Source organism: Pseudarthrobacter sp. efr-133-R2A-89 (genome assembly GCF_030209315.1).
GTDB lineage: Bacteria > Actinomycetota > Actinomycetes > Actinomycetales > Micrococcaceae > Arthrobacter.
Window position 1 is genome coordinate 155,343 of sequence record NZ_JARVSE010000003.1, and the last position, 25,235, is coordinate 180,577.

24 protein-coding genes are annotated in these 25,235 nt (G+C 67.6%); 9 read left to right on the forward strand and 15 right to left on the reverse strand.

The features are described 5' to 3' along the window. Window positions 1-73 precede the first annotated feature (73 nt). From paaZ to QRM95_RS06925, 3 genes are all read left to right on the forward strand, one after another. Window positions 74-2,185, forward strand: coding sequence for a phenylacetic acid degradation bifunctional protein PaaZ (paaZ, locus tag QRM95_RS06915; protein WP_285247063.1), 2,112 nt, complete (start codon window positions 74-76; stop codon window positions 2,183-2,185). 212 nt (window positions 2,186-2,397) lie between these two features. Beyond that, complete coding sequence (locus QRM95_RS06920) at window positions 2,398-2,793, forward strand: VOC family protein (protein WP_285247064.1); 396 nt, start codon at window positions 2,398-2,400, stop codon at window positions 2,791-2,793. Window positions 2,794-2,910: 117 nt separating this feature from the next. Next, window positions 2,911-3,195 carry a hypothetical protein gene (locus QRM95_RS06925; protein ID WP_285247065.1) on the forward strand — a complete coding sequence of 95 codons (285 nt, stop codon included), beginning with the start codon at window positions 2,911-2,913 and terminating at the stop codon, window positions 3,193-3,195. A gap of 97 nt (window positions 3,196-3,292) precedes the next feature. Here QRM95_RS06925 and QRM95_RS06930 read toward each other — a convergent pair whose 3' ends face one another. From QRM95_RS06930 to QRM95_RS06945, 4 genes are all read right to left on the reverse strand, one after another. Then, window positions 3,293-3,598, reverse strand: coding sequence for a hypothetical protein (locus QRM95_RS06930; protein WP_285247066.1), 306 nt, complete (start codon window positions 3,596-3,598; stop codon window positions 3,293-3,295). A 106-nt stretch (window positions 3,599-3,704) separates the two neighbouring features. Continuing rightward, the gene (locus QRM95_RS06935; RefSeq protein ID WP_285247067.1) at window positions 3,705-4,358 is read right to left on the reverse strand and encodes a TetR/AcrR family transcriptional regulator; all 654 of its coding nucleotides are present in this window, start codon (window positions 4,356-4,358) and stop codon (window positions 3,705-3,707) included. A 61-nt stretch (window positions 4,359-4,419) separates the two neighbouring features. Continuing rightward, window positions 4,420-5,772: a phenylacetate--CoA ligase PaaK gene (paaK, locus tag QRM95_RS06940; RefSeq protein WP_285247068.1), complete on the reverse strand. Its 1,353-nt coding sequence runs from the start codon at window positions 5,770-5,772 to the stop codon at window positions 4,420-4,422. 7 nt (window positions 5,773-5,779) lie between these two features. Continuing rightward, a complete protein-coding gene (locus QRM95_RS06945) occupies window positions 5,780-6,247 on the reverse strand; it encodes a hotdog fold thioesterase (RefSeq protein ID WP_285247069.1) in 468 nt (155 codons plus the stop codon). 156 nt (window positions 6,248-6,403) lie between these two features. On the opposite strand from QRM95_RS06945, the gene pta reads away from it, so the two are divergent. Further along, the gene (pta, locus tag QRM95_RS06950) at window positions 6,404-8,524 is read left to right on the forward strand and encodes a phosphate acetyltransferase (RefSeq protein ID WP_285247070.1); all 2,121 of its coding nucleotides are present in this window, start codon (window positions 6,404-6,406) and stop codon (window positions 8,522-8,524) included. Window positions 8,525-8,593: 69 nt separating this feature from the next. Here the strand turns inward: pta and QRM95_RS06955 are convergent, their stop codons facing one another. Further along, complete coding sequence (locus tag QRM95_RS06955; protein WP_285247071.1) at window positions 8,594-8,881, reverse strand: hypothetical protein; 288 nt, start codon at window positions 8,879-8,881, stop codon at window positions 8,594-8,596. Window positions 8,882-8,983: 102 nt separating this feature from the next. Here QRM95_RS06955 and QRM95_RS06960 point away from each other — a divergent pair, with 102 nt between their 5' ends. From QRM95_RS06960 to QRM95_RS06970, 3 genes are read left to right on the forward strand one after another with little or no spacing between them, the layout of a single operon-like run. Then, a complete protein-coding gene (locus QRM95_RS06960) occupies window positions 8,984-9,340 on the forward strand; it encodes a VOC family protein (protein WP_285247072.1) in 357 nt (118 codons plus the stop codon). Window positions 9,341-9,395: 55 nt separating this feature from the next. Then, window positions 9,396-10,556: an acetate kinase gene (locus tag QRM95_RS06965; protein ID WP_285247073.1), complete on the forward strand. Its 1,161-nt coding sequence runs from the start codon at window positions 9,396-9,398 to the stop codon at window positions 10,554-10,556. Between the two features lie 5 nt (window positions 10,557-10,561). Further along, window positions 10,562-11,134: a GNAT family N-acetyltransferase gene (locus tag QRM95_RS06970; RefSeq protein ID WP_285247074.1), complete on the forward strand. Its 573-nt coding sequence runs from the start codon at window positions 10,562-10,564 to the stop codon at window positions 11,132-11,134. On the opposite strand, the gene QRM95_RS06975 is transcribed toward QRM95_RS06970, so the two are convergent. The 9 genes from QRM95_RS06975 to QRM95_RS07015 form a co-directional block, all read right to left on the reverse strand. Further along, window positions 11,118-12,314 (reverse strand): NAD(P)/FAD-dependent oxidoreductase, encoded by a 1,197-nt coding sequence (locus QRM95_RS06975; RefSeq protein WP_285247075.1) that lies wholly within the window; start codon window positions 12,312-12,314, stop codon window positions 11,118-11,120. The two genes, QRM95_RS06970 and QRM95_RS06975, sit on opposite strands and share 17 nt — an antisense overlap. A 4-nt stretch (window positions 12,315-12,318) precedes the next feature. Beyond that, a complete protein-coding gene (locus tag QRM95_RS06980; protein ID WP_026264575.1) occupies window positions 12,319-12,525 on the reverse strand; it encodes a hypervirulence associated TUDOR domain-containing protein in 207 nt (68 codons plus the stop codon). Between the two features lie 107 nt (window positions 12,526-12,632). Further along, on the reverse strand, window positions 12,633-14,852 hold the full coding sequence (locus QRM95_RS06985) for a S9 family peptidase (RefSeq protein WP_285247076.1): 2,220 nt from the start codon (window positions 14,850-14,852) through the stop codon (window positions 12,633-12,635). A gap of 578 nt (window positions 14,853-15,430) precedes the next feature. After that, window positions 15,431-17,125, reverse strand: coding sequence for an alkaline phosphatase D family protein (locus QRM95_RS06990; RefSeq protein WP_285247077.1), 1,695 nt, complete (start codon window positions 17,123-17,125; stop codon window positions 15,431-15,433). Between the two features lie 109 nt (window positions 17,126-17,234). Continuing rightward, complete coding sequence (locus QRM95_RS06995) at window positions 17,235-18,353, reverse strand: LCP family protein (protein WP_285247078.1); 1,119 nt, start codon at window positions 18,351-18,353, stop codon at window positions 17,235-17,237. A 126-nt stretch (window positions 18,354-18,479) separates the two neighbouring features. Beyond that, window positions 18,480-19,130, reverse strand: coding sequence for an arsenate reductase/protein-tyrosine-phosphatase family protein (locus QRM95_RS07000; protein WP_285247079.1), 651 nt, complete (start codon window positions 19,128-19,130; stop codon window positions 18,480-18,482). A 131-nt stretch (window positions 19,131-19,261) separates the two neighbouring features. Beyond that, window positions 19,262-19,885, reverse strand: coding sequence for a DUF305 domain-containing protein (locus QRM95_RS07005; RefSeq protein ID WP_285247080.1), 624 nt, complete (start codon window positions 19,883-19,885; stop codon window positions 19,262-19,264). A 54-nt stretch (window positions 19,886-19,939) separates the two neighbouring features. After that, on the reverse strand, window positions 19,940-20,404 hold the full coding sequence (locus tag QRM95_RS07010; RefSeq protein ID WP_285247081.1) for a hypothetical protein: 465 nt from the start codon (window positions 20,402-20,404) through the stop codon (window positions 19,940-19,942). Beyond that, window positions 20,401-22,536: a copper-translocating P-type ATPase gene (locus QRM95_RS07015; RefSeq protein WP_285247082.1), complete on the reverse strand. Its 2,136-nt coding sequence runs from the start codon at window positions 22,534-22,536 to the stop codon at window positions 20,401-20,403. The genes QRM95_RS07010 and QRM95_RS07015 overlap by 4 nt, the downstream gene beginning before the upstream one ends. Before the next feature lie 221 nt (window positions 22,537-22,757). Here QRM95_RS07015 and QRM95_RS07020 point away from each other — a divergent pair, with 221 nt between their 5' ends. After that, window positions 22,758-23,477, forward strand: coding sequence for a PAS and ANTAR domain-containing protein (locus tag QRM95_RS07020; RefSeq protein ID WP_285247083.1), 720 nt, complete (start codon window positions 22,758-22,760; stop codon window positions 23,475-23,477). A gap of 84 nt (window positions 23,478-23,561) precedes the next feature. Then, window positions 23,562-24,923, forward strand: a complete 1,362-nt coding sequence (gene nhaA, locus QRM95_RS07025) for a Na+/H+ antiporter NhaA (RefSeq protein WP_285247084.1) — start codon at window positions 23,562-23,564, stop codon at window positions 24,921-24,923. A 38-nt stretch (window positions 24,924-24,961) separates the two neighbouring features. Here the strand turns inward: nhaA and QRM95_RS07030 are convergent, their stop codons facing one another. After that, window positions 24,962-25,207 carry a hypothetical protein gene (locus QRM95_RS07030; protein ID WP_285247085.1) on the reverse strand — a complete coding sequence of 82 codons (246 nt, stop codon included), beginning with the start codon at window positions 25,205-25,207 and terminating at the stop codon, window positions 24,962-24,964. Between the last annotated feature and the right edge of the window lie 28 nt (window positions 25,208-25,235).

The following is a 25,235-nucleotide window of genomic DNA, read 5'->3' on the forward strand; positions in this document are numbered from 1 at the left end:
GAATATATTACCGAACGGACGGTCAGTAATGACTGCTGTTCGCCTGCCCCAGCGTTGGAAGGACCCGTCAACGATGACCACCACAGCCACAGCTCCCCAGGCCACGGTTGACACCGTGGAGACAGTGCCCAGCTTCGTCAAGGATGCCTGGTGGACGCCCGACGCCGGCTCGTCGGCTTCCGCGGTCCCTGTCCGGGATGCGAGCACAGGGGAGATCCTGGCCAAGGTCAGCACGGAGGGCCTGGACCTGGCCGCCGTCGTCGAATATGGCCGCACCACCGGCCAGGCGGAACTGGGCAAGCTGACCTTCCACCAGCGCGCCCTCAAGCTCAAGGAACTGGCGCAGTACCTGAACGCCCGCCGCGAACACTTCTACGGCTTCTCGTTCCAGACCGGCGCCACCAAGATCGACTCTATGGTGGACATCGACGGCGGCATCGGCGTCCTGTTCACCTTCGGTTCCAAAGGCCGGCGCGAACTGCCCAACGCGCAGGTAGTTGTGGACGGGCCAATGGAGGTGCTCTCCAAGGACGGCTCCTTCGCCGGCGAGCACATCTACACCCGCATTCCCGGCGTTGCCGTCCAGATCAACGCCTTCAACTTCCCGGTCTGGGGCATGCTGGAGAAGTTTGCCCCCGCCTTCCTGGCCGGCGTCCCCACCATCGTCAAGCCTGCCACCCCCACCGGTTACGTTGCCGCGGCCGTGGTCAAAGCCATCGTTGAGTCCAACATCCTCCCGGTGGGCTCGCTGCAACTCATTTCCGGATCCGTCCGCGGACTGCTGGACGTCCTGGACTACCGCGACCTCGTCGCCTTCACCGGCTCGGCTTCCACCGCGAAGTCGCTCAAGGCGCACCCGAACGTGGTGGAGGGCGGGGTAAGGTTCACCTCCGAGACGGACTCCCTGAACGCTGCCATCCTTGGCCCGGACGCGGTGGAGGGCACCCCGGAATTCGATGCGTTCGTCAAGTCCGTAGTCACCGAAATGACCGTCAAAGCCGGCCAGAAGTGCACCGCCGTCCGCCGCGCCATCGTGCCGCAGGAGCTGGTTCCCGCCGTCACCGCCGCGATCGGCAAGCGCATTTCGGAACGCATCGTCCTGGGCGACCCCCGCGGCGAGGGCGTCACCATGGGCGCACTGGCGTCCGTAGAACAGTTGAAGGACGTCCGGGCGGCCGTCCAGTCCATGCTCGACGCCGGCGGTGAGCTTGCGTACGGAACCCTCGATTCGCCGTCGGTCACCTCGGCCGACGGAACCACTGGGGTAGTGGACGGCGGCGCCTTCATGGCCCCCGTCGTCCTGAACTGGGACAACCCCGAAGCGGACGCGATCCACTCACTCGAAGCATTCGGGCCGGTATCGTCCGTGATCGGCTACCGCGATCTGGCCGACGCCGTCCGCCTGGCTGCCCGCGGCGGGGGCTCCCTGGTGGCCTCGGTGTGCACCAACGACCCCGCGGTGGCACGGGAGCTGGTCACCGGAATCGCCGCGCACCACGGCCGCGTCCTTATGCTGAACCGGGAGGACGCCCGTTCGTCCACCGGCCATGGATCACCGGTGCCGCACCTGGTCCACGGAGGCCCGGGGCGCGCAGGAGGTGGCGAGGAACTCGGTGGTATCCGGTCGGTGCTGCACCACATGCAGCGCACCGCCATTCAGGGCTCACCCAACATGCTCACCGCCGTCACCGGCGTCTGGCATCCCGGGGCGGACCGCAACTTCACTGTGGAAACCGAAGGCGCGCACCCGTTCCGGAAATCCCTCGCCACGCTTCGAATCGGCGATGCCGTCCGTTCTGACCTGCGGCAGGTCACGCTTGAGGACATCACCGCGTTTGCCAACTCCACCGGCGACACCTTCTACGCCCACACCAACCAGGAAGCGGCGGAAGCCAACCCGTTCTTCCCGGGCATCGTGGCTCACGGCTATCTGCTGCTGAGCTGGGCCGCAGGGCTGTTCGTGGAGCCGGCCCCGGGACCCGTGCTGGCCAACTACGGCCTGGAGAACGCCCGTTTCCTCACCCCCGTGGCTGCCGGTGACTCCATCCGGGTCACCCTCACGGCCAAGAAGATCACCCCGCGCGAAACGGATGAGTATGGCGAGGTGGCCTGGGACGCCGTCCTGACCAATCAGAACGACGACATCGTGGCCACCTACGACGTCCTCACCCTCGTCGAAAAGTAACCCGCAACGCCCGCTCACTTGTTGCGGCTTTCACCGGGACGCCCGCTCACTTCTCTCGGGAAAGTGAGCGGGCGTTTGGGGTTTGAGGGTCGAAAGTGAGCGGGCGTTTGGGGTTTGAGGGTCGAAAGTGAGCGGGCGTTGCCGGGGAGGGGCTTTTCCGGTAGCCCGGGCGTAAGATTCTGCCCGTAGGAGGTGGCCACATGAACCTTAGAATGAGCACAGCCACAACCATCCTGCCAGTCGACAACGCAGCCCGCGCCCGCAGCTTCTACACCGAAAAGCTCGGACTCCCGCACCGCGGAATGACAGACGATGGAAGCGAATTACTCGGCACCGACGGCGGCCCCATGCTGCAGCTGATGCCGGTCTCCGATGGCAAGCACTCCGAGCACACAGCGCTGAGCTTTGAGGTTGCCGACATTGAGGGGACCGTCCGCGACATGGAGGCCAGGGGGGTGATGTTCCAGGACTATGACCTTCCCACCCTGAGGACGGAAAACCACATCTGCACCACGGAATCCGAAAAATGCGCGTGGTTCATGGACACCGAGCACAACATTCTCTGCGTCCACCAGAACCTCGCGGCCAATCCGGAATACCAGGTCTAGGCGCCCGGGCCAGTGCGGGTGTCCGGCACCTCCGGGGCGCAACAGCCCATGGTCCCTGTCCCTTCCGGGCGAAGTTTCAGCTGGCTTCCGGGAACCAGGGCCGGCAAAGCTGCGCTGGTGCTGGACGTTGTCCTGGCCGCGGTTCCGGTCTGGGTCCTGCCGTCCTGGTACCTCATCACCTTCCTGATTGGTGCCGGTGGCATGTTCGAGTCGCCGCGAGCCATTGCCGCGAACAGCATTTTTCAGGTTGTCGTGGTGGCTGTCGGCCTTGTCACCAACCTGGTGGCCCTGCTCGTCGCGCGGGACCGCTCGATGGTGTTGCTGGTGGCCGCGCTCCTGCTGTGCGCGGTGCTCGCCTACATGGGCTGGTACGCCTCGACGTTCGGGGTGCCGGGTACCTAGGCGGGATCCGGCGGCCGGTGAAAAACGGCAGCAGGGGTGCCCCGGTCGGATCGGGGCACCCCTGCTGCCTGTGGTGGAACGCTTTGGAACCTGGTGGTCAGTTCTCGGCGCCGCCGTGCAGGCCGTCGTCGCTGCTGTCATCCTCGCGGCCGGTACCGTGGCCTTCTTCGCTGCGGTCGGAGAGGTCCATGTTGCCGCGGGCCTCTTCCATGGTGGGGCCTCCCGGCGGGACGCTGTAGGTGTCCGGGCGGATACCGTGCGACTGTTCCTCGATCAGGGCCTGTTCTTCGCTGAACCGGATGGCGTTGGCCTCGTCGCCCGAATCACCGGCGATGTCTTCGCGGAGCTTTGAGGGATCCGGAACGATGTACCCTGTCTCGGGCTCTTCCTTGGGATGGCTCATCTTAATTTCCTTCCAGCGGGTGGTGGCTTCCTACCACCGTAGCGGGGGAGCCGGGAAAATACCAAGCACGCTTATTATCAGCGGTGATGCGTGCTGGACCAGCCTCCTATCCTTTGCTGTGCAGGCCGTCGAACGCGACGGTGATGACGTCGTCGGCGAGCTTTTCCGGGGAAAGTGAGCCGCCCGGCTTGTACCACTCCACGATGGAGTTGATCATGCCAAACAGCAGGCGCGAGACGGTACGGGGATCAATGTCTGCGCGCAGCGATCCCTCATCGCGGGCAGCCGAAATCAGGCCGGCCACCTTGTGGTCGAAGGTCCGCCGCCGTTCCAGGGCGTCCCGTTCGATCTCGGTGTTGCCGCGCAGGCGCAGCAGCAGGGTGACGAACGGCAGGCGCTCCACGAGCACGGCCACCGTTTGCCGCAGCACGAACTCGAGTCGGGCATCGGCCGCCCCGGAAGTGGCCTCCGGCTGCTCCAGGATGGCTTCAAGTCCGCCCAGGGCGTGGTCCAGCGCGAGCTTGAGCAGGTCGCCCTTGGACGGCACATGGTGGTAGATGGCGGACTTGGAAATGCCCAGGTTCTCGGCCAGGATGCCCATCGAGGTTGCGTCATAGCCGTGCCGGTTGAAGACGTCGACGGCGATGCGCAGCACGGACTGCTGGTCATAGCCGGGGCGGCCCCGCTTGGTGCCGCCGGCGGCTGTGCCGTTGGCGGCGGGGGTGTCGGTGGTGCTGGCAGTTCTGCTGGCGCTGGGCATAGTGGCTAGTTTCTCACGAACGGTCGGTAAGTCCGGGGACGGCGCAGCGCCACCGAAACGATTATGCCTTCGGGCGGAGGTCGTAAATGCGGCGCAGCTTGCCGTTAGACCGCTCCAGCGAGCCCGGTTCCACCACGTCAACGGTGCACGAAGAACCCACGTGGATCTTGATCTGCTCCTTCAAGGTGCGGGCCGCCGTCGTGCCCTGCTCATTGGTGACGGCGTCCCGGCGCTCGATCCGGACAGTCAGCTGGTCCATCCGCTGGCCCTCGGGCCGGGTGAGCTCGAGCTGGAAGTGCGGGCTGAGTTCGGGGATGCGGAGGGCGATTTCCTCGATCTGGGAGGGAAAGAGGTTCACGCCGCGCAGGATGATCATGTCGTCGCTGCGGCCGGTGATGCGGCCCATCCGGCGGTGCCCGGGGCGGGCAGTTCCCGGGAGCAAGCGGGTGAGGTCCTTGGTGCGGTACCGGATGATGGGCAGCGCTTCCTTGGTGAGCGAGGTGAAGACCAGCTCGCCGTGTTCGCCGTCGCGCAGGACGTTCTCCTTGCCGGCCACGGGGTTGAAGGCGTCGATGATCTCGGGGCGGAAGTGGTCCTCCCAGATGTGGCTGCCGTCCTGGGTTTCCACGGCTTCGCCGGCGACGCCCGGGCCCATGACCTCTGACAGGCCGTAGATGTCGCAGGCCTTGATATTCATCATCACTTCGAGCTCGTGCCGCATCTCCTGGGTCCACGGCTCGGCCCCCAGCACGGCGAACTTCAGCGAGGTGGAGGCGGGGTCGATGCCCATGTGCGCCATCGCGTCGGCGATGGTCAGCAGGTAGGTGGGAGTGGCCAGGATGGCGTCCGGCTTGAAGTCCTGGATCAGCTGGATCTGGCGTTCGGTCTGGCCGCCGGACATCGGGATGACGGTGCAGCCCAGGGCTTCGGCGCCCGCGTGTGCACCCAGGCCTCCGGTGAACAGGCCATAGCCGTAGGCGTTGTGGACCTTCATGCCGGGGCGGATGCCGGAGGCGCGGAAGCTGCGGGCCACCAGTTTGGCCCAATCGGCCAGGTCCTGCTTGGTGTAGCCGACGACGGTGGGCCGGCCGGTAGTGCCCGAGCTGGCGTGGATCCGGGCTACTTCGCTTTGCGGCACGGCGAACATGCCGAAGGGGTACTCGGCGCGGAGGTCGTCCTTGGTGGTGAAGGGAAAATTGCCCAGGTCTTCAAGTTCGCGCAGGTCGCTGGGGTGGATGCCGGCGTCGTTGAACTTGCGCTTGTACAGCGGGACCCGGTCGTAGGCGTAGGCCACCGTGTGCTGCAGGCGGCTGAGCTGGAGGGCTTCGAGTTCGTCGCGGGAGATGGTCTCTTCGCGGTCCAGGCCAGGGTCGATGCCGGCAGCGGCGGGGGTTTCGGGGGCATGCAGTGTCATGGTTTTCCTACTTCTTGGGGATGGTGCGGCTGCGTCCACGGAACTCGGCGATGAGCTCGCCCGGGGAGCTGGGGTGGGTTTTGGAGGCAGCGGCGGCGTCGGCGGCAAAGATCTGGATGTCGTACAGGCCGCTGCGCCCCGCGCTGGAGCGGCGGTCCGCGACGGCGGTGAGCACCTGGCCGCGGAATGCCGGCTTGAGGAAATTGATGTCGACGCCGGACGCCACGGTGATGGTGTTTTCCTCGCCCGGTGCAGGCTGGATGGGGTTGCACGCGAGGGCGAAGGCGGTGTCGCCGAAGGCGAAGATCATTCCGCCGTGGGCCATGGCGAAGCCGTTGAGCATTTCCTGCCGGAGGGTCATCCGGATGGTGGCGTGGCCGTCGCTGAGCGCGAGGACCTCGATGCCCATCCATTCGGAGGCGTAGTCGTTTTCCAGGATGGGGTGGGTGGCCCCGGAAAGTGTTGCTTCAGCCATGCGTCATTGCCTCCAGCTTTATTTACCGAATGTTCATTAGGTAATCCCATGAGGGGGTCCGGTGTCAAGGGTGGGCGGCCCGCCCATGTGCCCCCGGGCCGCCTGAAGTGCAAGGATGGGAGGACCGGCACGAGCAAGCACAGCAAAGGGCGGACCATGGCCAAAGGCATCTACGTCAGCGCAACCACCCCTGGGTCGGGCAAGTCCCTGGTGGCCCTGGGCCTGGCGGACACCCTGCACCGGCACGCGGACAGGATCGGCTTCTTCAAGCCCGTGGTCCACGGCCCCTCCGCCGCGGACGACCCCATGGTGGCGTTGATGAAGGCACGGTTTGCCCTGGATGACGACCTGTGCCGCGGCGGCCTGACCTATGCGGAGGTCCGCGAACTCCTTGCGGCAGGCAACCGCGCGGAGATCGACGCCCTGTGCGTGGAAATCTACGCCGACATCGCCCGGCACTGTGATGTGGTGATCGTGGAGGGGACGGACCTGGTGGGCCAGGACTCCGCCGTCGAGTTTGACCTGAACGCCCGGCTGGCCAACAACTTGGCCACGCCCGTGGTGGCCGTGGTGGGCGCCAAGGGGCGGACCGTCGCCGAGACTGCCGCCGCCGTTGAAGTTGCCCGCAAGGAGCTTGCCGCCGAACGCTGCTCGCTGCTGGCCATCATGGTCAACAGGGCGGACGCCGCGGACCTGGATGCCATTGCGGCGGCGTTGAAGCCGGGGGCCTCCGGCCGGCCCGTGTACATCCTGCCCGAACTCGAAGAGATCGCCCGGCCCACCACAGGGGAGGTGGCAGCGGCCCTGCGTGTCCGGCAGATCGCGGGAACCCCGGACATGGAGCGCGACGTCAAGGACATCAAGGTTGCCGCCATGAACGTGGGCAACTTCCTGAATGTCCTGGACGAGGGGGCCCTGGTGATCGTGCCTGGGGACCGGGCGGACGTGATGGTGGCCTGCCTGGCATCCTCCTTCTCACCGGAGTTTCCCGTGGCGTCTGCGCTGATCCTCACCGGCGGCCTGGCGCCGGATGCCAACATCTACCCGCTCCTGGCGCAGGCGCCGTTTCCGGTGTTCGCGGCGGATGAGGACACCTACCAGACGGCGCGCCGGGTCTCCGAGGTCCGCAGCGAGATCTGGTCCGGGCACCGCCGCAAGGTGGCGTCGGCGCTGGGCCTCTGGTCCCGCCGGGTGGACGAAACAGAACTGGTGGAGCGGCTGCACCTTCCGCGGGCCGAACGGATGACCCCGTTGCGGTTCCTGCACGACCTGATCGAACGCGCCCGGGCCCAGCGCCGCCACGTGGTCCTGCCCGAGGGCACCGATGTCCGGATCCTGCGTGCAGCCGAGATCCTGCACCGGCGGGACGTCTGCGACCTCACCCTCCTGGGGCCTGAATCGGACGTCCGCGAGCTGGCCGCAGCCAACGGCATCGACCTGTCGGGAATCAACGTCATCGATCCCGCCACCTCGGAGCTGCGGCAGAAGTTCGCGGAGAAGTACGCCGAGCTGAGGGCCCACAAGGGCGTGGACCTGGCCAAGGCCCTGGAGATCATGCAGGACGTCAGCTACTTCGGCACCATGATGGTCCAGCTGGGGGTGGTGGACGGCATGGTGTCAGGCGCCGCGCACACCACCGCGCACACCATCCGGCCCGCGCTGGAGTTCGTGAAGACCCGCGAGGGCGTGAAGATCGTGTCCTCGGTGTTCCTGATGCTCATGCCGGACCGGGTGCTGGTGTACGGGGACTGTGCCGTGAACCCGGATCCGAACGTCGAGCAGCTGGCGGACATTGCCTTGGCCTCGGCCGAGACCGCTGCCCAGTTCGGGGTGGAGCCGCGGGTGGCCATGCTCTCGTACTCGACCGGCGGCTCGGGGTCCGGTGAGGCGGTGGACGAGGTACGGCAGGCCACCGAACTGGTGCGCGCCCGCCGGCCCGACCTCGCCGTGGAGGGGCCCATCCAGTACGACGCCGCCGTTGACGCCTCCATTGCCGCGTCCAAGATGCCAGGGTCCTCCGTGGCCGGCCAGGCGACGGTGTTCATCTTCCCGGACCTGAACACCGGCAACAACACGTACAAAGCAGTCCAGCAAAGCTCCGGTGCCGTTGCCGTGGGCCCTGTCCTGCAGGGGCTGCGGAAGCCGGTCAACGACCTCTCCCGCGGCTGCACCGTGGAGGACATCGTCAACACCGTGGCCATCACCGCCATCCAGGCGCAGGCCCGCGATGCCGGGCAGGAACGGGCGCAGGTCCCTGCAGGGGCGCCGGCGTCCTAAGGCGCCACGCACAACGGACGACGCCGGCACTTTCGAAAGTGCCGGCGTCGTCCTTTTGCCTGGGGGAGCCTAGCTGTTGTCCGGCTTGGCTATGCTCTCCGGATCCTCCTCCTTGGCAGGCTCGTCTGAGAGGCCCTGCGGGGTCAGGTCGAGGTCTTCCGGGTGCTCCGGTGCCTCCGGTGACTCGCCGGTTTCGGCGGCCTTGAGGTTGCCTGTGTCGTCCAGGGCCGGGTTGGCGCCCTCCACGACGGTAGGGTCCTTCTTCCCGGAGCCGGAGCCCGCATTGAGCGGGGCGGTGCTGCTGGATCCCGTGTTGGTGGGGTCGTTCTCGTCGATCGAAGTGGGCTCGCTCGTCATGGAAATGTCCTCTCGCCGTGGTCCAGCCTTGTCCGCCGACCATAGGCACAGCAGGGGTGCATGCGCAAGGAAAGGGCGGACCCATCAGCTACCATCACTGGCATGCCCGGTACAGCCATCACCACCGCCTTCATCCCCGTCCGCGACCCCCAAGTGGCGGCCCACTGGTACAGCCGCATGCTGGGACTCACCGTCGCGGACGCGAACCGATTCTCGGCGCTCCTTACCGGCAGCGGAACCGCATCCGTAACGCTGATGGGCCCGGACAGCGGCATCCAGGTTTCCCCGGGGCTGTCCTGGGCGACGTGCAACTTCACAGTCGATGACCTGGGCGCGAAGCGCGCGGAGCTGGCGGAGCAGGGCGTTCCGGTGGGGTCCATTACGGGCTCGCCGGACGTCTGCCTCTTCTTCACGGCCCAGGACCCGGACGGGAACACGCTGCTGCTGACCGACCGTTAGCGGCGCCACCTATAGTGGGGTTTGAACTGCTGACGCCAGGCTGAGGAGGCCCCGCATGCTCGTGCTCGTCATCAACTCCGGCTCGTCGTCGCTGAAGTACCAGGTCCGCGACGTCGCCGCCGGGACGGTCCTCACCGAGGGGCTGATCGAGAAGATCGGGATGGGCAACGGTGGCGGAGGGGACGGCGAGATCGAGGGCCCGCGGGACCACGCGGAGGCCCTGGAGCAAGTGGACGCCGCCATCCACCAGGAACTGGGCGGCCTGGAACTGGGCGCGGTGGGCCACCGGGTGGTGCACGGCGGCGAGCGGTTCGCCGAACCCGTGCTGATCGACAACGAAATCACCCGCGCCATCGAACGCCTCAACCCGCTGGCGCCGCTGCACAACCCCGCCAACGTCCTGGGCATCCGCGCCATCACCAGGAAATGGCCGGACATGCCGCAGGTGGCCGTGTTCGACACCGCCTTCCACCGGACCCTGCCCGAGCACGCCTGGCGCTACGCCGTCCCCGATGAGCTCTACACCAACCACGGGATCCGCCGGTACGGCTTCCACGGCACCTCGCACGAGTACGTTGCCCGCCGGTCCGCTGCTCTGCTGGACCTCCCCGCGGAGGAGTTCGACGGCGTCATAGCCCACCTGGGCAACGGCGCCTCGGTCACCGCCATCCGGGGCGGACACTCCGTGGACACCTCCATGGGCTTCACCCCGCTCGGAGGCCTGGTGATGGGCACCCGCTCGGGCGACCTTGACCCCTCCATCCTGGTGTTCCTGGGCCGCGCCGGGTGGACGCCGGAAGACATCGACTCCATGCTGAACCGGGAATCCGGGCTGAAGGGCCTGGCCGGCAACAATGACATGCGCACCGTGGTGGAGGCCGCCGAATCCGGGAACGCCAAAGCCGCCATGGCGCTGGCGGTGGCGTCCTACCGGCTGGCCAAATACATCGGTGGGTACCACGTGGCAGTCGGCGGGGCTAAGGCACTGGTCTTCACCGCGGGGATTGGCGAGAATTCCTCCCAGTTCCGGGCGCTCGTTGCGGACCGGCTGGGCGCCCTGGGCATAGAGCTCGACGCCGGCCTGAACGCCAAACGGTCAAGGGAGCCGCGCGTGATATCCGCACCGTCCTCCGCGATCCCCGTCCTGGTGGTTCCCACGGATGAGGAACGCGCGATCGCCGAGGCGACGGCCGCCGTCGTCGGTTCAAACAGGTAACCGGCATGCCGGAGATCCTGCTGCCAATCCGCACCGACCGGCTGGTCCTGCGGCGCTTCGAAGGCCGCGACCTGGACGCCTTCCACGCCTACCATTCACTCGCGGAGACTGCCCGGTTCCTGCCGGGACCGGCCAAAAGCTACACCAAATCCATGGAGTACGTGGGCAAGTACGCCAACTTCGTGTACGAAAAGGAGGGCGACTGGCTGTCGCTGGCCATCGAAGCCAAAGATGAGCCGGGCCTCCTGGGCGAAGTGGTACTGAAGTGGCTCCCGGGCCGCGGGCAGGCGGAGATCGGCTGGTCCACGGCACCGCAGGCGCGCGGCAAAGGGTACGCCACCGAGGCGGCAGCGGCGGTCCTGGACCTCGGCTTCGGGGAGCTCGGCCTGCGCCGGATTGAGGCCCGGCTTGACGAGCTCAACACCGCCTCCGCCGCGCTCTGCCAGCGGCTGGGGATGCGGCCGGAGGCGCGGCATGTGGACAAGTGGTTCTACAAAGGCCAGTGGGCCACCGAACTGGTTTACGCCGTCCTGGCCGACGAATGGAGCGGGGAAAGGAACCCTACGCCCGGCCCTTGAGGATCAGGTTCCAGTAGATCTTTGGGAAAAGGTCCCGGTCCACCACCCAGGACAGCCTGCTTTCATTCCAGGTGGGAACGTGCGGGATGCTGGGCTTGACCCGGTACTGGTCGTCGAATTCGGCGAACACCACGGTGTCCCGCGATACCGTGAACGGGCACACCGAGTACCCGTCATACTTTGCGCGCAGCGGCTCTCCCTTGCGGGCGGCCACCAGGTTCTTCGCCAGGACCGTGGCCTGTTTTCGCAAGGCGCCGCCGGACTTTGAGTTGGTGGTCCCCGCAGCATCGCCCAGGGACCACACATTGCCATACCGCAGGTGCTGCAGCGTCTGGCGGTCCACCTCCACGAAGCCGTCGGAGACACCGGCCGCCGGCAGGTCCGTGGCCTTGAGCCAGTCAGGGGCCGACTGTGGCGGGACGGCGTTGAGGACGTCGTAGGTGAGCTCCTCGGTGGTGTTGGCGGCGTGCTTGCGGATGGTTGCCCTGCGCTCGCCGGGGTTGACCGCGACCAGTTCGCTGTTGGTCCACAGCTCGATCCCGTACTCGGCGATCTTCCGGTCCAGCTCCCGGTCCACCTCAGGTACCCCGAAGACGGTGGGGTACGGCTGCACCATCACCACCCGGATCTTGTCCAGGACGCCCAGCTCCCGCCAATAGTCGCAGGCAAGGTACATGGGCTTCTGGCTGGCTCCGGCGCATTTGACGGGCCCGGCGGGCATGGTGAACACGGCGGTGCCGGAGGCCAGGCCGCTGAGCAGGGTCCAGGCCTTGGGGGCAAGGTCGAACTCGTAATGGGAGGCGCCGTGTGGCGAGTGCACGGCGTCGGCAAGGCCCGGAATGGCGTCCCAGTCATACTGCAGCCCGGGGCACACCACCAGCTGCCCGTAGTCAACGGACGCCCCGGACGCCAGGGTGACCGTGTTCGCGTTGGCGTCCACGTCCACCGCGGCATCCCTGATCCAGGTGACGCCCGCCGGGGTCACCGACCCCTGGGTCCGGATGGCTTCCCGGGCCTGCGCCCGGCCACCCGCGATGTGCGAGAACAGCGGCTGGTAGAGGTGGTGGTCCTTGGGTTCGACCACCGCCACATCCTGGACGCCGTAGCGCTGCAACCTGGCCGCCAGCGAGATGCCGGCGTTGCCGCCACCAATAATGACAACCTCGTGGCGGGCCGCCACGTGCCTACTTCTTTTCGGTCAGGGCGGATGCCTTGTGCGCCGCGCGGGCACCGGTCTTGGCCGATTCCACCACATACTGCGGCTCATCCTCGCTGGCGCGGTGCGTGTTGCCGTCGAGTTCGAAATCGCTGGTCTTCTTTTCCACGATCTTGCCGTGGGTCTTGCCTTGTGAAGTGTTCCACTCCACGTGCGTTCCCTTGCTTAATGACATGCCTGCCCCTTTTGGTAGCCCGGATCGCAGCCCGGATCGGAAAACGAGTGCCCCACAATGGTAAGCATGATGAGCATTTCCGGGAACAGGGCGGTGGCTGGCAGGCGCTACTGCTTCAGCCCGGCGCCTGGAAGCAGCCCGGTGGCGCCCAGGGCGTCGGCGATGAAGGCGTAGTCCCACGCACGCTCACGCCACTGCACATAGCGCCCGGAGGCCCCGCCGTGGCCGCCGTCCATCTCGATCTTCATGACGATGGGCTCGGAACCGGTGGTCTTGTTCCGCAGCTCCTGCACCCATTTGGCGGGCTCGACGTACAGGACCCGGGTGTCGTTGAAGGACGTCACGGCCGCGATCTTGGGGTAAGCCACCGCCCGCACATTCTCGTACGGCGAATAGGACTTCATGTACGCGTAGGCCGCGGGGTCCGTGATGGGGTTTCCCCATTCCTCCCACTCCAGGGCGGACAACGGCAGGTCCGGGTCCAGGATGCTGGTGAGCGGATCCACGAACGGCACCTGCGCCACGATCGCCGCGTACTTCTCCGGCGCCATGTTGGCCACGGCGCCCATCAGCAGGCCGCCCGCGGAACCGCCCAGGGCTGCGATCCGCGCCGGGTCCACCCAACCCGAGTTCGCCAGCCAGTCCGTGGCGTCGACGAAATCGGTGAAGGTGTTCTTCTTGGTGAGCTTCTTGCCGTCCTCATACCAGTGCCGGCCCAGTTCGCCGCCGCCGCGGATGTGGGCGATCACGAACACCACGCCACGGTCCAGCAGGGACAGCCGCGCAATGCCGAATCCGGGGTCCATGCTCATCTCGTACGAGCCGTACCCGTAGACCAGGCCCGCCGCCGTCGCATCCTGCTTGACGCCCTTGTGCCGCAGGACGGACAGCGGGATGCGCGTGCCGTCGCCGGCGGTGGCCCATTCGCGGGTGGCGATGTAGTCGCTTCCGTCGTAGCCGCCCAGGACCGGGCTTTCCTTGCGCAGCAGCAGGTCGCCGGCCGGCAGTTCGGGGGTGGGGAGGACGAAGTCGTAGATCCGCGACGGCGTGAAGTAGGACGTATATCCAAGCCGGATCACCGGAGCGTCGTAGTCCGAGCCGCCCACCCCGGCGGTGTACAGCTCCTCATCGAAGGCCGGCTCCACCGGGGCCTGCTGCGCGTGCGTGCCCAGCCCGGCCAGCCCCATCACCTGGACCCGCTCGATGGTGTCCTTGCGGACGGAGACGATGAGGTGGGAGGAGGTGACACCCGCGCCGTTGACGCGGACGCCGTCGGAATGCTCGACGACGGTCTGCCAGGCCTGGTCGGCCAGCGGCTTGTGCAACTCAGCCGGATCCGTCAGGGAGACCATCGAGTTGATGGCGCCGCGGTTGTGCGTGAGCAGGATCTTTTCTTCGCCGTCCAGCAGGAAGGGTTCTGCCTCGTAAAGGATGCGTTCGTCCCGGGAAATGACCGTGCTGACCGTTGCCGAGGGGTCGTCGCAACGGAGCAGCCGGGTCTCGCTATACTCCGAGCAGCCAATGCCGAGCACCAGGTGGCGCCGGTCCGCGGAGAGCTCGAAGCCCAGCCACATGGCGGGATCGTCCTCCTGGTACACCACGGTGTCGTCGGCTACGGGCGTGCCCAGGACGTGGGACTTCACCTGGTAGGGGCGCCAGGACTCATCCACCACCGTGTAGAAGAGGCGGGTGCCGTCCGGGGAGAACGAGACGCCGTAGAAGATGTTCTCGAGGACATCCGGCAGCAGCGTGCCGGTGCGAAGGTCCTTGATCCGGAGGGTGAAGCGCTCATCGCCGGAGTTGTCCACCGCGTAGGCGTAAAGGTGGCCATCGATGGTCACGGCGGTGCCGCCCACCGAGAAGAACGGCTTGCCCTCAGCCTCGACGTTGCCGTCCAGCAGGACTTCCTCGCCCGGGATGCCCACGCCGGCCTCCACGGCCGGGGGAGTCCAGTCGGCCACCTTGTCCCCGGTGTCCTGCGCCTTCACCCGGCAGTGGATGCCGTATTCCTTGCCCTCTGCCGAGCGGCTGAAATACCACCAGCCGTCCTTCCGGTGCGGGACGGAAAGGTCGGTTTCCTGGGTGCGGCCCTTGATCTCCTGGAATATGGCCTCGCGGAGCGGCTCCTGGCCGGCGGTGACCGCTTCCTGGTACTCGTTTTCGGCCCGCAGGTGCGCCACCACCTCCGGGGATTCCTTGTCCCGGAGCCACTCGTAGTTGTCCACGAAGGTCTCCCCGTGGTGGGTGCGTTCGGTGGGAATCTTCTTGGCAACCGGGGGTGCCGGGACGGAGGTGCCGGTGGAATCCTGCAGCGGGGTGGAGGTCATGGATTCAATATATAGACCCGTCCCTGCAAGTCCGCAGGCCGTTCGCTGACGGGGGAGCGGAGGGCGGCGGGACGGGTGGTTGCCGGGGCATGTCCGGCGTATCCTGAGCAGTCCAAGGCACATCTGCCCAGCCTGAGAGGGGAAGTTCCATGACCATCCCGCCAGTGCACGAACCTGAGCCGTTTCCGCCCGAACCCGGACCGGAGCCCAGCTCCCCGGATCCCACCCAGCCCCGCCCGCCGGGGCCGCCGTCGCCAAATCCGTTCCCCCCACCGCCGGCGCCGGGACCGTTGCCCGTCCCTGATCCCGGGCCGGCGCCGCTCCGGCCGGACCCCACCAGGGACTGACCGCACGGGCTCTTGAAGGCCCGCGCCAGGAGTGCTAGAAAATCAGTATCAGACAACAAAAGCTCGGGAGGCGGGCAAACCTTTTGACTGCCTTATGGGGCGGATCGCCAAACTGTGCACGCCACAGCGCCAGACAGCGCATCGGCAGCTGAGGCCTGTACTTCCCGACACGGTGGCCCCCGGCTTCGGCCGGGGGCCATCCGCGTGTCCGGGCTGTCGCGGGCGGAGCACCTACCTCTGGGGCGTGAGCGTCTTGGCGAACACGGTGGCGCCGTTGGCGTTCCGGAGGCTCACGGTGAAGCTGTTGTCCTCCCCGAGCTGCACGTGCCCGAAGAACTGGTTTTCGCCGTCCCGCGGGGACTCCCCGGCAAAGCGGCCGGACTTCGAAAACACCACTTCCGGCCCGAACGTGCCGTCCATGGCGTTGGGACCGAACGAGCCTGCCGCGATAGGGCCGGCCACGAATTCCCAGAAGGGGTCGAAGTCGGTGAACGCGGCCCGCTCGGGGGAGTAGTGGTGGGCGGCGCAGTAGTGCACGTCGGCGGTCAGCCACACAGTGTTCTTCACGCCGTTGCGCTTGAAGGCGCTGAGCACACCGGCCAGTTCGAGCTCGCGGCCCAAAGGCGCGCCGGGGTCGCGGTTGGAGACGCTTTCCTCATTCACGGGTCCGTCCGGGACCACCACGCCCAGGGGCAGGTCGTTGGCGATCACCTTCCACGTTGCCTTGGATTTGGACACCTCGCTGATGAGCCAGTCCACCTGCTCCTGGCCCAGGATGGCGGTGGCGTAGGGCTCCTTGCCATCCGTATTGGGGGACTTGTAGGTGCGCATGTCCAGGCAGAAGATGTCCAGCTGCGGCCCGCGGGAGATCTTCCGGTAGATGCGGGCCGGCTGGTACGTGCCGGCGTCGTCGAACGTGCCGGGCCGCCACAGGGCCGAGCTGTCCGCGATGGGCATGTTTTCCTGCCAGGCCTGGCGGCCGCGGGCGGCGAGGGTGTTGACGTCCCGCACCGTGTAGCGGGAGTCATCCAGGACCTGGCCCGGGTACCAGTTGTTGTGGGTCTCGTGGTCGTCCCACTGGGCGATGACCGGGACGTCGGCGAACAACGCGCGCATGTTGGCGTCCAGGGAGTTGTAGCGGTGCCTGCCGCGGAACTCGGTCAGCGTCTCGGCCACCTTGGAGACCTCCTCGGTCACCAGGTTCTTCCAGACTTGGCCGTCCTTTTCGGTGACGGTCTCCGCAATGGGACCGTCGGCATAGATGGTGTCGCCGGAGTGGATGAAGAAGTCCGGCCGGGTCTGGTGCATGGCCCGGTAGCCGCGCATGCCGCCGATCTCCTCGTTGATGCCCCACCCCTGGCCGGCTGTGTCGCCGGTCCAGACGAAGCTCTGCGCGGACGACGCCGGGACGTCGCCGCCGTTTCCCGTCCCGCCGGTGCGGCCCTTGCCGTTGACCGTCCCGGTGTCGGGGGCCGTGCGGAAACTGCCGGTCACCGTCTCACTGGCCGCGCCGCCGTCGTCTTCGAAGCTGATTTCCAGGGCGAACCGGGTGTTGGACGGCAGGTTGCCGGCATGGATCTTGGCCGTGAAGTCTGAGGCCTGGGTGGCACGGGGGCCGCGGAGCACCCGCTCAAAGGCGCCGCGCCCGCGCAGGACCTGGCCGCCGTCGTCCACCGCCCGCAGGACCGCAGTCATCCGGCCGGCACCCGAGGCCCGGGACCACAGGACGGCAGAATCGGACGTGACGTCCCCGGTGGCGATGCCGCTTGGGAGGGTGAGGCGGTTGCGGACCAACGCGACGCCGGCGGGAGACTGGCCGGTTTCGGCTGCCTGGGCGGCGGCGGGGACGGAGGCGAGCGCGGCGGCGAGGACCGAGCCTTTGACGACGGTGCGGCGGGAAACTGTGGTGCGGGAGTTCTCAGTCATACCCTGAGGTTGCCGCGGGCGGACGCACGGACATGGTCCTGCGGGTAAACCCGGGGTGAGGCGGTCCTGAACAGGCGGTGGCCAGGATGGGGGCCGCCTTGGGCGGAGGCTACGGGACCGCGAAGTCGGCGATCCGGCCCTCCCGCAGCGCTGCACCGACGGCGGCGATGCCGCCATAGTCGGGGTACACCACCGACTGCCCGGCCGCCATGCCGGTCCCGGCCGTGGGCAGGGTCATGGTGCCGATGGCGTTCACGTCCAGGTTCCGCAGGCTGTAGGCGAGGATGGCGGCCTGGACGGGGTCGAAGCCTTTGTCCACCGTGAGACAGCAGCCAGCGAAGTCCACGAGCGACCGGACCGCGTTCACGTCGTTCAGGGCGCCGCCGCCGGTAAGCCGGGCCAGGACGGCGCGCAGCATGGTCCGCTGGTTTTGTACCCGTTGGTAGTCTCCGTCGGTAAATGCGTAGCGTTCGCGGCTGAACTCCAGGGCCGCCTGCCCGTCAAGATGGTTGATGCCCTGGCTGAACACATGCTGGGTTTCGATGGTGGACTGGAAAGCGAAGGGGACGTTGACGTCAATGCCGCCCAGCCCGTCCGTGAGCGCCCGGAAGCCGTTGAAATCGAGCATCAGGGTGTGGTCGATGGTGACGCCCAGCAATTGCTGCACGGTCTGGGTGGTCAGGTCGATGCCGCCGTACTCCAGGGCCGCATTGATCTTGGAGCCGCCCACGCCCGGGACGTCCACCCACAGATCCCGCATGATCGAAATGACATAGAGCGTGTGGCGGTCCGCGGGCACATGGACCAGCATCAACGAGTCCGAGCGCTGGTCCGAGGGCTCGCCGGTTTCTGCGGTGTGGGCTGCCTCGTTCCGGGCGATCCCGCGGCTGTCGCTGCCAATGACCAGCACATTCATCTCGGCCGCCGGGAGGTCCGGAATAGGCTGCGGCGGAGGAGGCGGAGCGGGCGCCGGCGGAGGTGTGTCAGACGGCGTGGGCGTGGGTGTTGGTGTTTCACTTGGTGACTGGGTTTGCGTGGCCGCCGGGGCGGACTCGCTGCCCGCGCGGTTGAGGCTGAACACCGCGATGCCCGCGGCCGCCACCAGCACCAGTGCCAGCAGGGCGGCGATCCAGCGGCGGCGCCCCAGGGCTGCAAGCCAGGCGGGCCGGTGGGGCGCGGACGGGCTGGTGGGGGGATCGGCTGGTCCGGTTGGATCAGGCGTGCTCATGCGGGGCCTCCACCTCATCGTGTTGCGGGTGGGATCAGTGTCCGCCAGTGATGCCCCTGTTGGCTACAGGCTTGTCCAAACTGTCACCTGCGGCGTGTCGCCAGGACGCCGGGCACGCACGGTTCGTTATGGCGTGCCGGTTGCGTCCCCGCGGACCGGGGAGTTGAGCCGGGCGTGGCGCAGGATGGAGACGATGGCGGGGGCCAGCTGGTCTTCCATCTGCCGGTACACCTCCGGCGGCCGGCGGTACGGGTCCACGATGTCGTTGTCGGCGGGATCTGCAGGGAGTGAGAGGTGCCGCACCCCGGCGGCCCGCGCCGGCAACCCCCGCCAACTGGCTGTGTGGGCAGCCAGCCAGCCGTCGTCGTCGGCCGCTTTGTCCCTGGACGCGGACGTGTCCCGCTGGTCCAGGACGTCGAGCATGCGGGCGAATTCGCGGATGGTGAAGGTGCGCTTGAGGAGGGAGGCATCGAGCTGCAGGACCTCGCCGCGGTGTCCGGAGGTCATGGTGAGCACCAGGTCCACGCCGCGCAGGATGGCGGGGGTGAGCTGCCGCGCCGCAAACCCTTCCGGATCCCCGCCGAAGGTCCGCACGATCTCCGCGGAGATGGGCTGCATGGGTTCGCCCACCATGGCCCGGGTCCCGGCGCTCGCCACCTGGAACCCTCCCGGCACGGCTTGGTCCAGCCCAGCCTGCAGCAGCCGTTCGGCCACGGGCGAGCGGCAGATGTTCCCGGTGCAGACGGTCAGGATTTTGACTGGCGCGGAATTGTCCAAGGAGATGTTCTCTTTCCCAGCTGGTGGCAGGACCGGTGGGCCCGTGCCTTTCAACTTAACACGCAACGGCGCGACGACGGCCCCTGGCCGGGTGCCGCCGCCGCGCCGCGCGTGTTTTGGTGCCAGGCAGCCTACAGCGCGGCCAGCAGCTGCTTCATCTGTGTAATCTCCGCCTGCTGCGCGTCCACGATGTCGTGGCCCAGCTTCACGGCGTCCGGGAATGTGCCGGAGCTGATTTCCTGCCGGGCCATGTCGATGGCGCCCTCATGGTGGCCGATCATCTGCTCAAGGAACAGCTTCGCGGCCTCGGTTCCGGTGGCGGACTTCAGCTTCTCGATGCCGGCATCGTCCACCATGCCCGACATCCCGTGCCCGGGGTCATCGCCCATCATGGTGGGCGCGTTCCAGCCCGTCAGCCATCCGGTCATCTGCTCGATCTCTGGTGCCTGGGCCGCCTTGATCTTCGTGGCGAGCGCTGTCACCTCTGCCGGCACGTCCTTTTTGGCGAGGATGCTGCCGCTCATCTCCACCGCCTGGGTGTGGTGCGGAATCATCATTTGGGCGAACATGACATCAGCCTGGTTGTGGTCGGCGCCTGCGCCGGGCATGGTGCCGGCGCTTGGCATGGTAGTCGACATGGGGTTGGAGCTGCCGTGGTCCATGGGCATGCTGCCGGAGCCTGTGGCGCAGCCGGCGACGCTGAGAGACGCCGCCAGGGCAGCAGCAATGGACAGGGTCTTGATAGTGGTATTCATGGTGTCTTTCAGGGATGTGGTGGAACTGGGCCGGGGTGATGGGCGCAGTCCGGTTTACGTCCGGCTGATGGACAGGTCGCAGGGTGTGGGGCTGGGCGGCAGGTACCCATAGGAGGAGCTGGGGTGGCCCGCCGGCGGCAGCAGCGGAACGACCGCAAGGGTTGCCTGCGGCGGGAAAACCGCCACGGGGCTGCCGGGGACCGACGGCACGCAGGGCGCCCCCGACTCCTGCGCCCCCGGGCAGGAGGTGCCGCACGTGGCCGGCGCCTGGGCCGGCGCGTGCATGGAAGCCGCTGCGGCGGCTTGGCCGGTATGGCCGTGATGGTCCCCAACCGTGGACTGCACGACGGCGGTGTGCCCGGCGGGTGCCGCGCGGGAGGCTGCGCTGTGCGACACAACGCCCTGCGCAACGAGCCCGTGCGAGGCGTGGCCCGCTGTCAGGATGTGCATGCCCAGGAGCCCGATGATGACCGCCAGCATGCCGGCCAGCAGCCAGGCCTGGCGCAGCGCCCGGTTCACTGCACCTCCGACGGGTTCAGTTTCAGGCGTCGGAGGAGTTGGGCGTTCAGGGCCACCACCACGGTGGAGGCGGACATCAGCACCGCCCCTGCCGCCGGCGAGAGCACCACTCCGGCAAAGGCCAGGACGCCTGCGGCCAGCGGCACGGACAGGATGTTGTAGCCCGCAGCCCACACCAGGTTCTGCCACATCTTCCGGTAGCTGGCCCGGGAGAGGTCCACCATGGACAACACGGCCCGCGGATCGTTTCCTGCCAGCACCACGCCGGCGGATTCCATGGCCACGTCGGTCCCGGCGCCAATGGCGATGCCCACCTCGGCGCGGGCAAGGGCCGGGGAGTCGTTGACGCCGTCGCCCACCATGGCCACCTTCAAGCCGCGGGCCTGCAGTTCGGCAACTTTCTTGTCCTTGTCCGCAGGCAGGACCTCGGCGAATACCTCGTCAATGCCCAGGTCCGCGGCCACGGCCTGCGCCACCTGGCGCGCGTCACCGGTGACCATGGCCACCTTGATGCCGCGGCGCTGGAGGGCTGACACTGCCTGCCGCGATTCGGCCCGCACGGCGTCTTCCGTGCTCACGGCACCCAGGACGGCGCCGTCGTCGTCCACCACGTGCAGCACGGCGGCGCCGCGGTCCTTCCAGGCGCGCGTCCGGACGGCCAATGCCTCGGGTTCGACGACGCCGAGCTCGCGCAGGAGAGCGGGCCCGCCCACGTGCACCGTGCGGCCGTCCACGGCGGCCCGGACGCCCCGGCCCGCCAAGGCGGCGAAGCCCGTTGCCGCCGGGAGTTCCAGGTTCCGGGCCGCAGCGGCCCGGACAATGGCACGCGCCACGGGATGCTCGCTGTCGGATTCGACGGCGGCGGCCAGGGCGAGCACGGAATCGGCCTCGGCTCCTTCGGTGGCGGCGATCTCCTTCAGTTCAGGTTCGCCGGTGGTCAGCGTGCCGGTCTTGTCGAACAGGACGACGTCAACGGTGCGCATGCGCTCCAGGGCCATCCGGTTCTTGATGAGCACCCCTGCACGGGCGGCTTGTTCCGTGGAAATGGCGATGACCAGCGGGATGGCCAGCCCCAGCGCGTGCGGGCAGGCGATCACCAGGACGGTGACGGTCCGGGTGACGGCGTCGGGGACGCTCCCCAGCAGCGTCCAGCCGATGAAGGTCAGCACACCGGCGCCGGCGGCGAAGTAGAACAGGAAGGCCGCCGCGCGGTCCGCGAGGGCTTGCGCGCGCGAGGAGGACGCTTGGGCTTCTTCCACCAACCGCTGGATTCCGGCCAGGGCGGTCTGGTCGCCCACCGCGGTGACGCGGACCCGGACGCTGCTGTCAGTGGCCACGGTTCCGGCCACCACCGGATCGCCTGCTCCGCGTGGGACGGTTTTGGATTCGCCGGTGATCATGGACTCGTCGAACTCCGCCTGGCCGTCCACTACGGTTCCGTCGGCCGGCATCCGGGCTCCGGGGCGGACCAGGACCAGATCGTTGGGGGCCAGTTCGGAAACAGGGACTGTCTCGAGGCCGTTCCCGGTGATGCGCTCGGCCTCGTCCGGGAGCAGCGCGGCGAGGGCGTCCAGGGCGCCCTGGGCGGATCCGAGGGCGCGCATTTCGATCCAGTGTCCCAGCAGCATAATGGCCACCAGGAGCGCCAGCTCCCACCAGAAATCCAGGTCGAAGCCGCCGATCCCCAGGCTGGTGACCCACGAGGCCGCGAAGGCCACGGCGATGGCCATGGCGATCAGCAGCATCATCCCGGGCGTGCGGTCCTTGAGTTCCTGGAGGCCGCCCTTGAGGAACGGCTGGCCGCCGTACAGGAAGATCACGGTGCCCAGCACGGGCGGAATCCAGGCGGCGCCGGGGAATTCCGGTGCCATGTAGCCCAGCAGGTGGCCCATCATGGGGCTGAAGAAGACCACCGGCACGGACAGGGCGAGCGTCAGCCAGAACCTGTTCTTGAACATGGCGGTGCTGTGGCCGGCGTGCTGCCCGTGGGTGTGCACGGCGTGGTCGTCGTCATGCGCGTGGCCGCCGTGGTGGGGGTTCCCGGCGGGGTTCGCGTGACCGTCGGCGCCTGCCGGCGGGTGGGTGAGGGGGCCGGCCGGTGCCGGGTGGTGGGAGTGGTTCCCGTGGCTCATGTCAGTTCCATTCCATTGACGATCATGGGGCGCTGGGGTTGACCGGCTGTGAGGCCGGTGCAGGCACCGGCCGGGACACACCACGTCACTGACAACACATCGAACATACCCCCTAGGGGTATGTATGTTCAAGTCCCTAGACCAAGACTCCCGGGAGTTCCATAGGACCTCCCGCACTACTTTCCGCTGTTCCGTTCGCCCATACTGGGAGGAGCGAGACGGTGCCGGCCCGCTGGGGGCCGGCCAATACCTGGGAAGTGGGCCTCGTGACCGAGCTGAGCGACTTGTACACGTACTCCAGTGCCCTCGGCGACGACCAGTGCGACGCGGGGGTGTTCCGCGTGGACCTGGCCGGGCCGGCGTTCCACTGGTCCAATGGCATGTACCGGCTGCACGGCTACCAGCGCGGCGAGGTGGTGCCCACCCACGAACTCGTCTTTGCGCACAAGCATCCCGATGACCGCGGACAATGCGAAGAAATCACCGCCAGGGTGGCCGAAACCGGCGGCTTCTTCTGCATGTACCACCGCATCATTGACGCCAAAGGCCACACCCGCCGGGTGATGACCTCCGGTGAAGCGATCCTCGGCGACGACGGATCAGTGGTGGCACTCGAAGGCGTGATGGTGGACCTCACCAGGACCCTGCAGCGCGAAACCGAACAGACGGCGCGGGACGCCGTTGCCGGCGCCACCTCCACCCGCACTGTGATCGACCAGGCACGCGGCATCCTCATGGGCCTGCTCAAGCTTGGCTCGGACGAGGCCTTCCAGTTGCTCGTGGCCACCAGCAGCCACCGGAACGTCAAGCTCGTGGTGGTGGCCGCCGAACTGGTGCAGCTTGCCAATTCCGTTGACGGGCGGACCTACCTGGACCGGGCCGTGCGGGCCATCCAGGTGCACGGGCGGAGCAGGGACGCCGGGCGGAGCCGCGCGGGCTGATCCCTTGCCCGGTAGAATGGACCCAGGTGCGCCGGGAAGTCTGGTCGGCATGGATTTGTCGAACCCGGAAATAAGGATGCCTCCATGACCTCCACCCCGCCTGCACCAACACCGCCCAGCCGGAGCAAGTTTTTCGGCTCCACCGTCTTCTCCCGCGGCAGCTACGCCGAGGCCCTCCGGATCGGTGAAATCCTTCGCAAGGAAACGGTCGGCGGAGCCCTCCTCGTCATCGCGGCGGTCATCGCCCTCATCTGGGCCAACTCCCCGGCGTCGGAGAGCTACTTTGCCCTTCGCGACTTCAAGGTGGGCTATGCGCCGTGGCACCTGGAGCTGAGCCTTGGTGCCTGGGCGGCTGACGGCCTGCTGGCCATTTTCTTCTTCCTGGTGGGCCTGGAACTCAAACGGGAATTCGTGGCCGGTGACCTGCGGCAGATCAGCAAATCTATCGTCCCCGTGGCCGCCGCCGTGGGCGGCGTGGCCGTCCCGGCGGTGATCTACGCCGTCGTCAACCTCTCCAGCCCGGAAACCCTGCGCGGCTGGGCCATCCCCACGGCAACCGACATTGCCTTTGCCGTGGCCGTCCTGGCCATCATCGGCTCCCACCTGCCAAGCGCGCTGCGGATCTTCCTGCTGACGCTGGCAGTGGTGGATGACCTGATTGCCATCACCATCATTGCGTTCTTCTACTCCAGCGACATCCAGCCCGCCCCGCTGCTCCTGGCGCTCATTCCGCTGGCGGCCTACGCGTTCCTGGCGCAAAAGTACCGCCGGTTCTTCGGCCGCCATGCCGCCGCGGCGTGGTTGATCCTGCTGCCGCTGGGGGTGCTCACATGGGCGCTGGTGCATGCCTCCGGCATCCATGCCACCGTGGCCGGTGTGCTGTTGGGCTTCGCCGTGCCGGTGATCAGGTCACAGGCCTCCGGCGGTCCGGAAGCGGGCCCGGGGCTCGCCGAGATCTTCGAACACCGCTTCCGGCCCATTTCCGCGGGCGTTGCGGTCCCCATCTTTGCGTTCTTCTCCGCAGGCGTGCTGGTCGGCGGATGGGACGGCCTGGTTTCGGCGTTGTCGGACCCGGTGGCGCTGGGCATCATCCTGGGCCTGGTCCTGGGCAAGCCGGTGGGAATCCTTGCCACCACCTGGGTGCTGACCAAAGCCACAAGGGCCAGCCTGGACAGCTCATTCACCTGGATCGACGTGTTCGGCGTCGCGCTGCTGGCGGGCATCGGTTTCACCGTGTCCCTGCTCGTGGCGGAGCTAAGCTTCGGCAACGGCAGCCTGCATGATGACCATGCCAAGGTAGGCATCCTGGCCGCATCACTGATCGCCGCGCTGCTGGCGACTGTGGTGCTGCGAACCCGGAACCGCCAGTACCGGCTCGCCGAAGAGCTCGAGAAGGTGGATTCGGACCACGACGGCGTCCCGGACGTCTACCAAGAACGCACCTAAGGGGCTGGTCCTGCCGGCTGCCCGGCCGGAAACCCTGCTCAGGCGGTCGCGAGCGGCTTCGCCTGGGCGGCGGGTGGAACGGCCGGGGCCTCCACGTGCCGGATCTCCAGGGCCTCCGGGTCCAGCAGCTTCCGCGCACCGGTCCGGGAATCCAGGATCCAGAAGAGCTCAAGGGCCGGGACGACGTCGGTCACCCGGCCGCTGTGGAAAAGCTTGCCCCGGTGCCAGGCTTCGATCTGGTCCCCGATGCGGAGCTGCGCGGTACGTATTCCTTGTGCCTCCATGAGGGCTGCCTCCTGCTGTTGTGTCCCC

Excerpts from the sequence above, each read along its gene's own strand:
- QRM95_RS06995 (WP_285247078.1), bottom strand. The coding sequence starts at position 18,353 with ATGAGCACGCCTGATCCAACCGGACCAGCCGATCCCCCCACCAGCCCG.
- QRM95_RS07030 (WP_285247085.1), bottom strand. The coding sequence starts at position 25,207 with ATGGAGGCACAAGGAATACGTACCGCGCAGCTCCGCATCGGGGACCAG.
- pta (WP_285247070.1), top strand. The coding sequence starts at position 6,404 with ATGGCCAAAGGCATCTACGTCAGCGCAACCACCCCTGGGTCGGGCAAG.
- QRM95_RS06955 (WP_285247071.1), bottom strand. The coding sequence starts at position 8,881 with ATGACGAGCGAGCCCACTTCGATCGACGAGAACGACCCCACCAACACG.
- QRM95_RS06920 (WP_285247064.1), top strand. The coding sequence starts at position 2,398 with ATGAGCACAGCCACAACCATCCTGCCAGTCGACAACGCAGCCCGCGCC.
- paaZ (WP_285247063.1), top strand. The coding sequence starts at position 74 with ATGACCACCACAGCCACAGCTCCCCAGGCCACGGTTGACACCGTGGAG.
- QRM95_RS06945 (WP_285247069.1), bottom strand. The coding sequence starts at position 6,247 with ATGGCTGAAGCAACACTTTCCGGGGCCACCCACCCCATCCTGGAAAAC.
- QRM95_RS06970 (WP_285247074.1), top strand. The coding sequence starts at position 10,562 with ATGCCGGAGATCCTGCTGCCAATCCGCACCGACCGGCTGGTCCTGCGG.
- QRM95_RS06980 (WP_026264575.1), bottom strand. The coding sequence starts at position 12,525 with ATGTCATTAAGCAAGGGAACGCACGTGGAGTGGAACACTTCACAAGGC.
- QRM95_RS06960 (WP_285247072.1), top strand. The coding sequence starts at position 8,984 with ATGCCCGGTACAGCCATCACCACCGCCTTCATCCCCGTCCGCGACCCC.
- QRM95_RS07005 (WP_285247080.1), bottom strand. The coding sequence starts at position 19,885 with ATGAATACCACTATCAAGACCCTGTCCATTGCTGCTGCCCTGGCGGCG.
- QRM95_RS06965 (WP_285247073.1), top strand. The coding sequence starts at position 9,396 with ATGCTCGTGCTCGTCATCAACTCCGGCTCGTCGTCGCTGAAGTACCAG.
- QRM95_RS06990 (WP_285247077.1), bottom strand. The coding sequence starts at position 17,125 with ATGACTGAGAACTCCCGCACCACAGTTTCCCGCCGCACCGTCGTCAAA.
- QRM95_RS06930 (WP_285247066.1), bottom strand. The coding sequence starts at position 3,598 with ATGAGCCATCCCAAGGAAGAGCCCGAGACAGGGTACATCGTTCCGGAT.
- QRM95_RS06935 (WP_285247067.1), bottom strand. The coding sequence starts at position 4,358 with ATGCCCAGCGCCAGCAGAACTGCCAGCACCACCGACACCCCCGCCGCC.
- QRM95_RS06985 (WP_285247076.1), bottom strand. The coding sequence starts at position 14,852 with ATGACCTCCACCCCGCTGCAGGATTCCACCGGCACCTCCGTCCCGGCA.
- QRM95_RS07015 (WP_285247082.1), bottom strand. The coding sequence starts at position 22,536 with ATGAGCCACGGGAACCACTCCCACCACCCGGCACCGGCCGGCCCCCTC.
- paaK (WP_285247068.1), bottom strand. The coding sequence starts at position 5,772 with ATGACACTGCATGCCCCCGAAACCCCCGCCGCTGCCGGCATCGACCCT.
- nhaA (WP_285247084.1), top strand. The coding sequence starts at position 23,562 with ATGACCTCCACCCCGCCTGCACCAACACCGCCCAGCCGGAGCAAGTTT.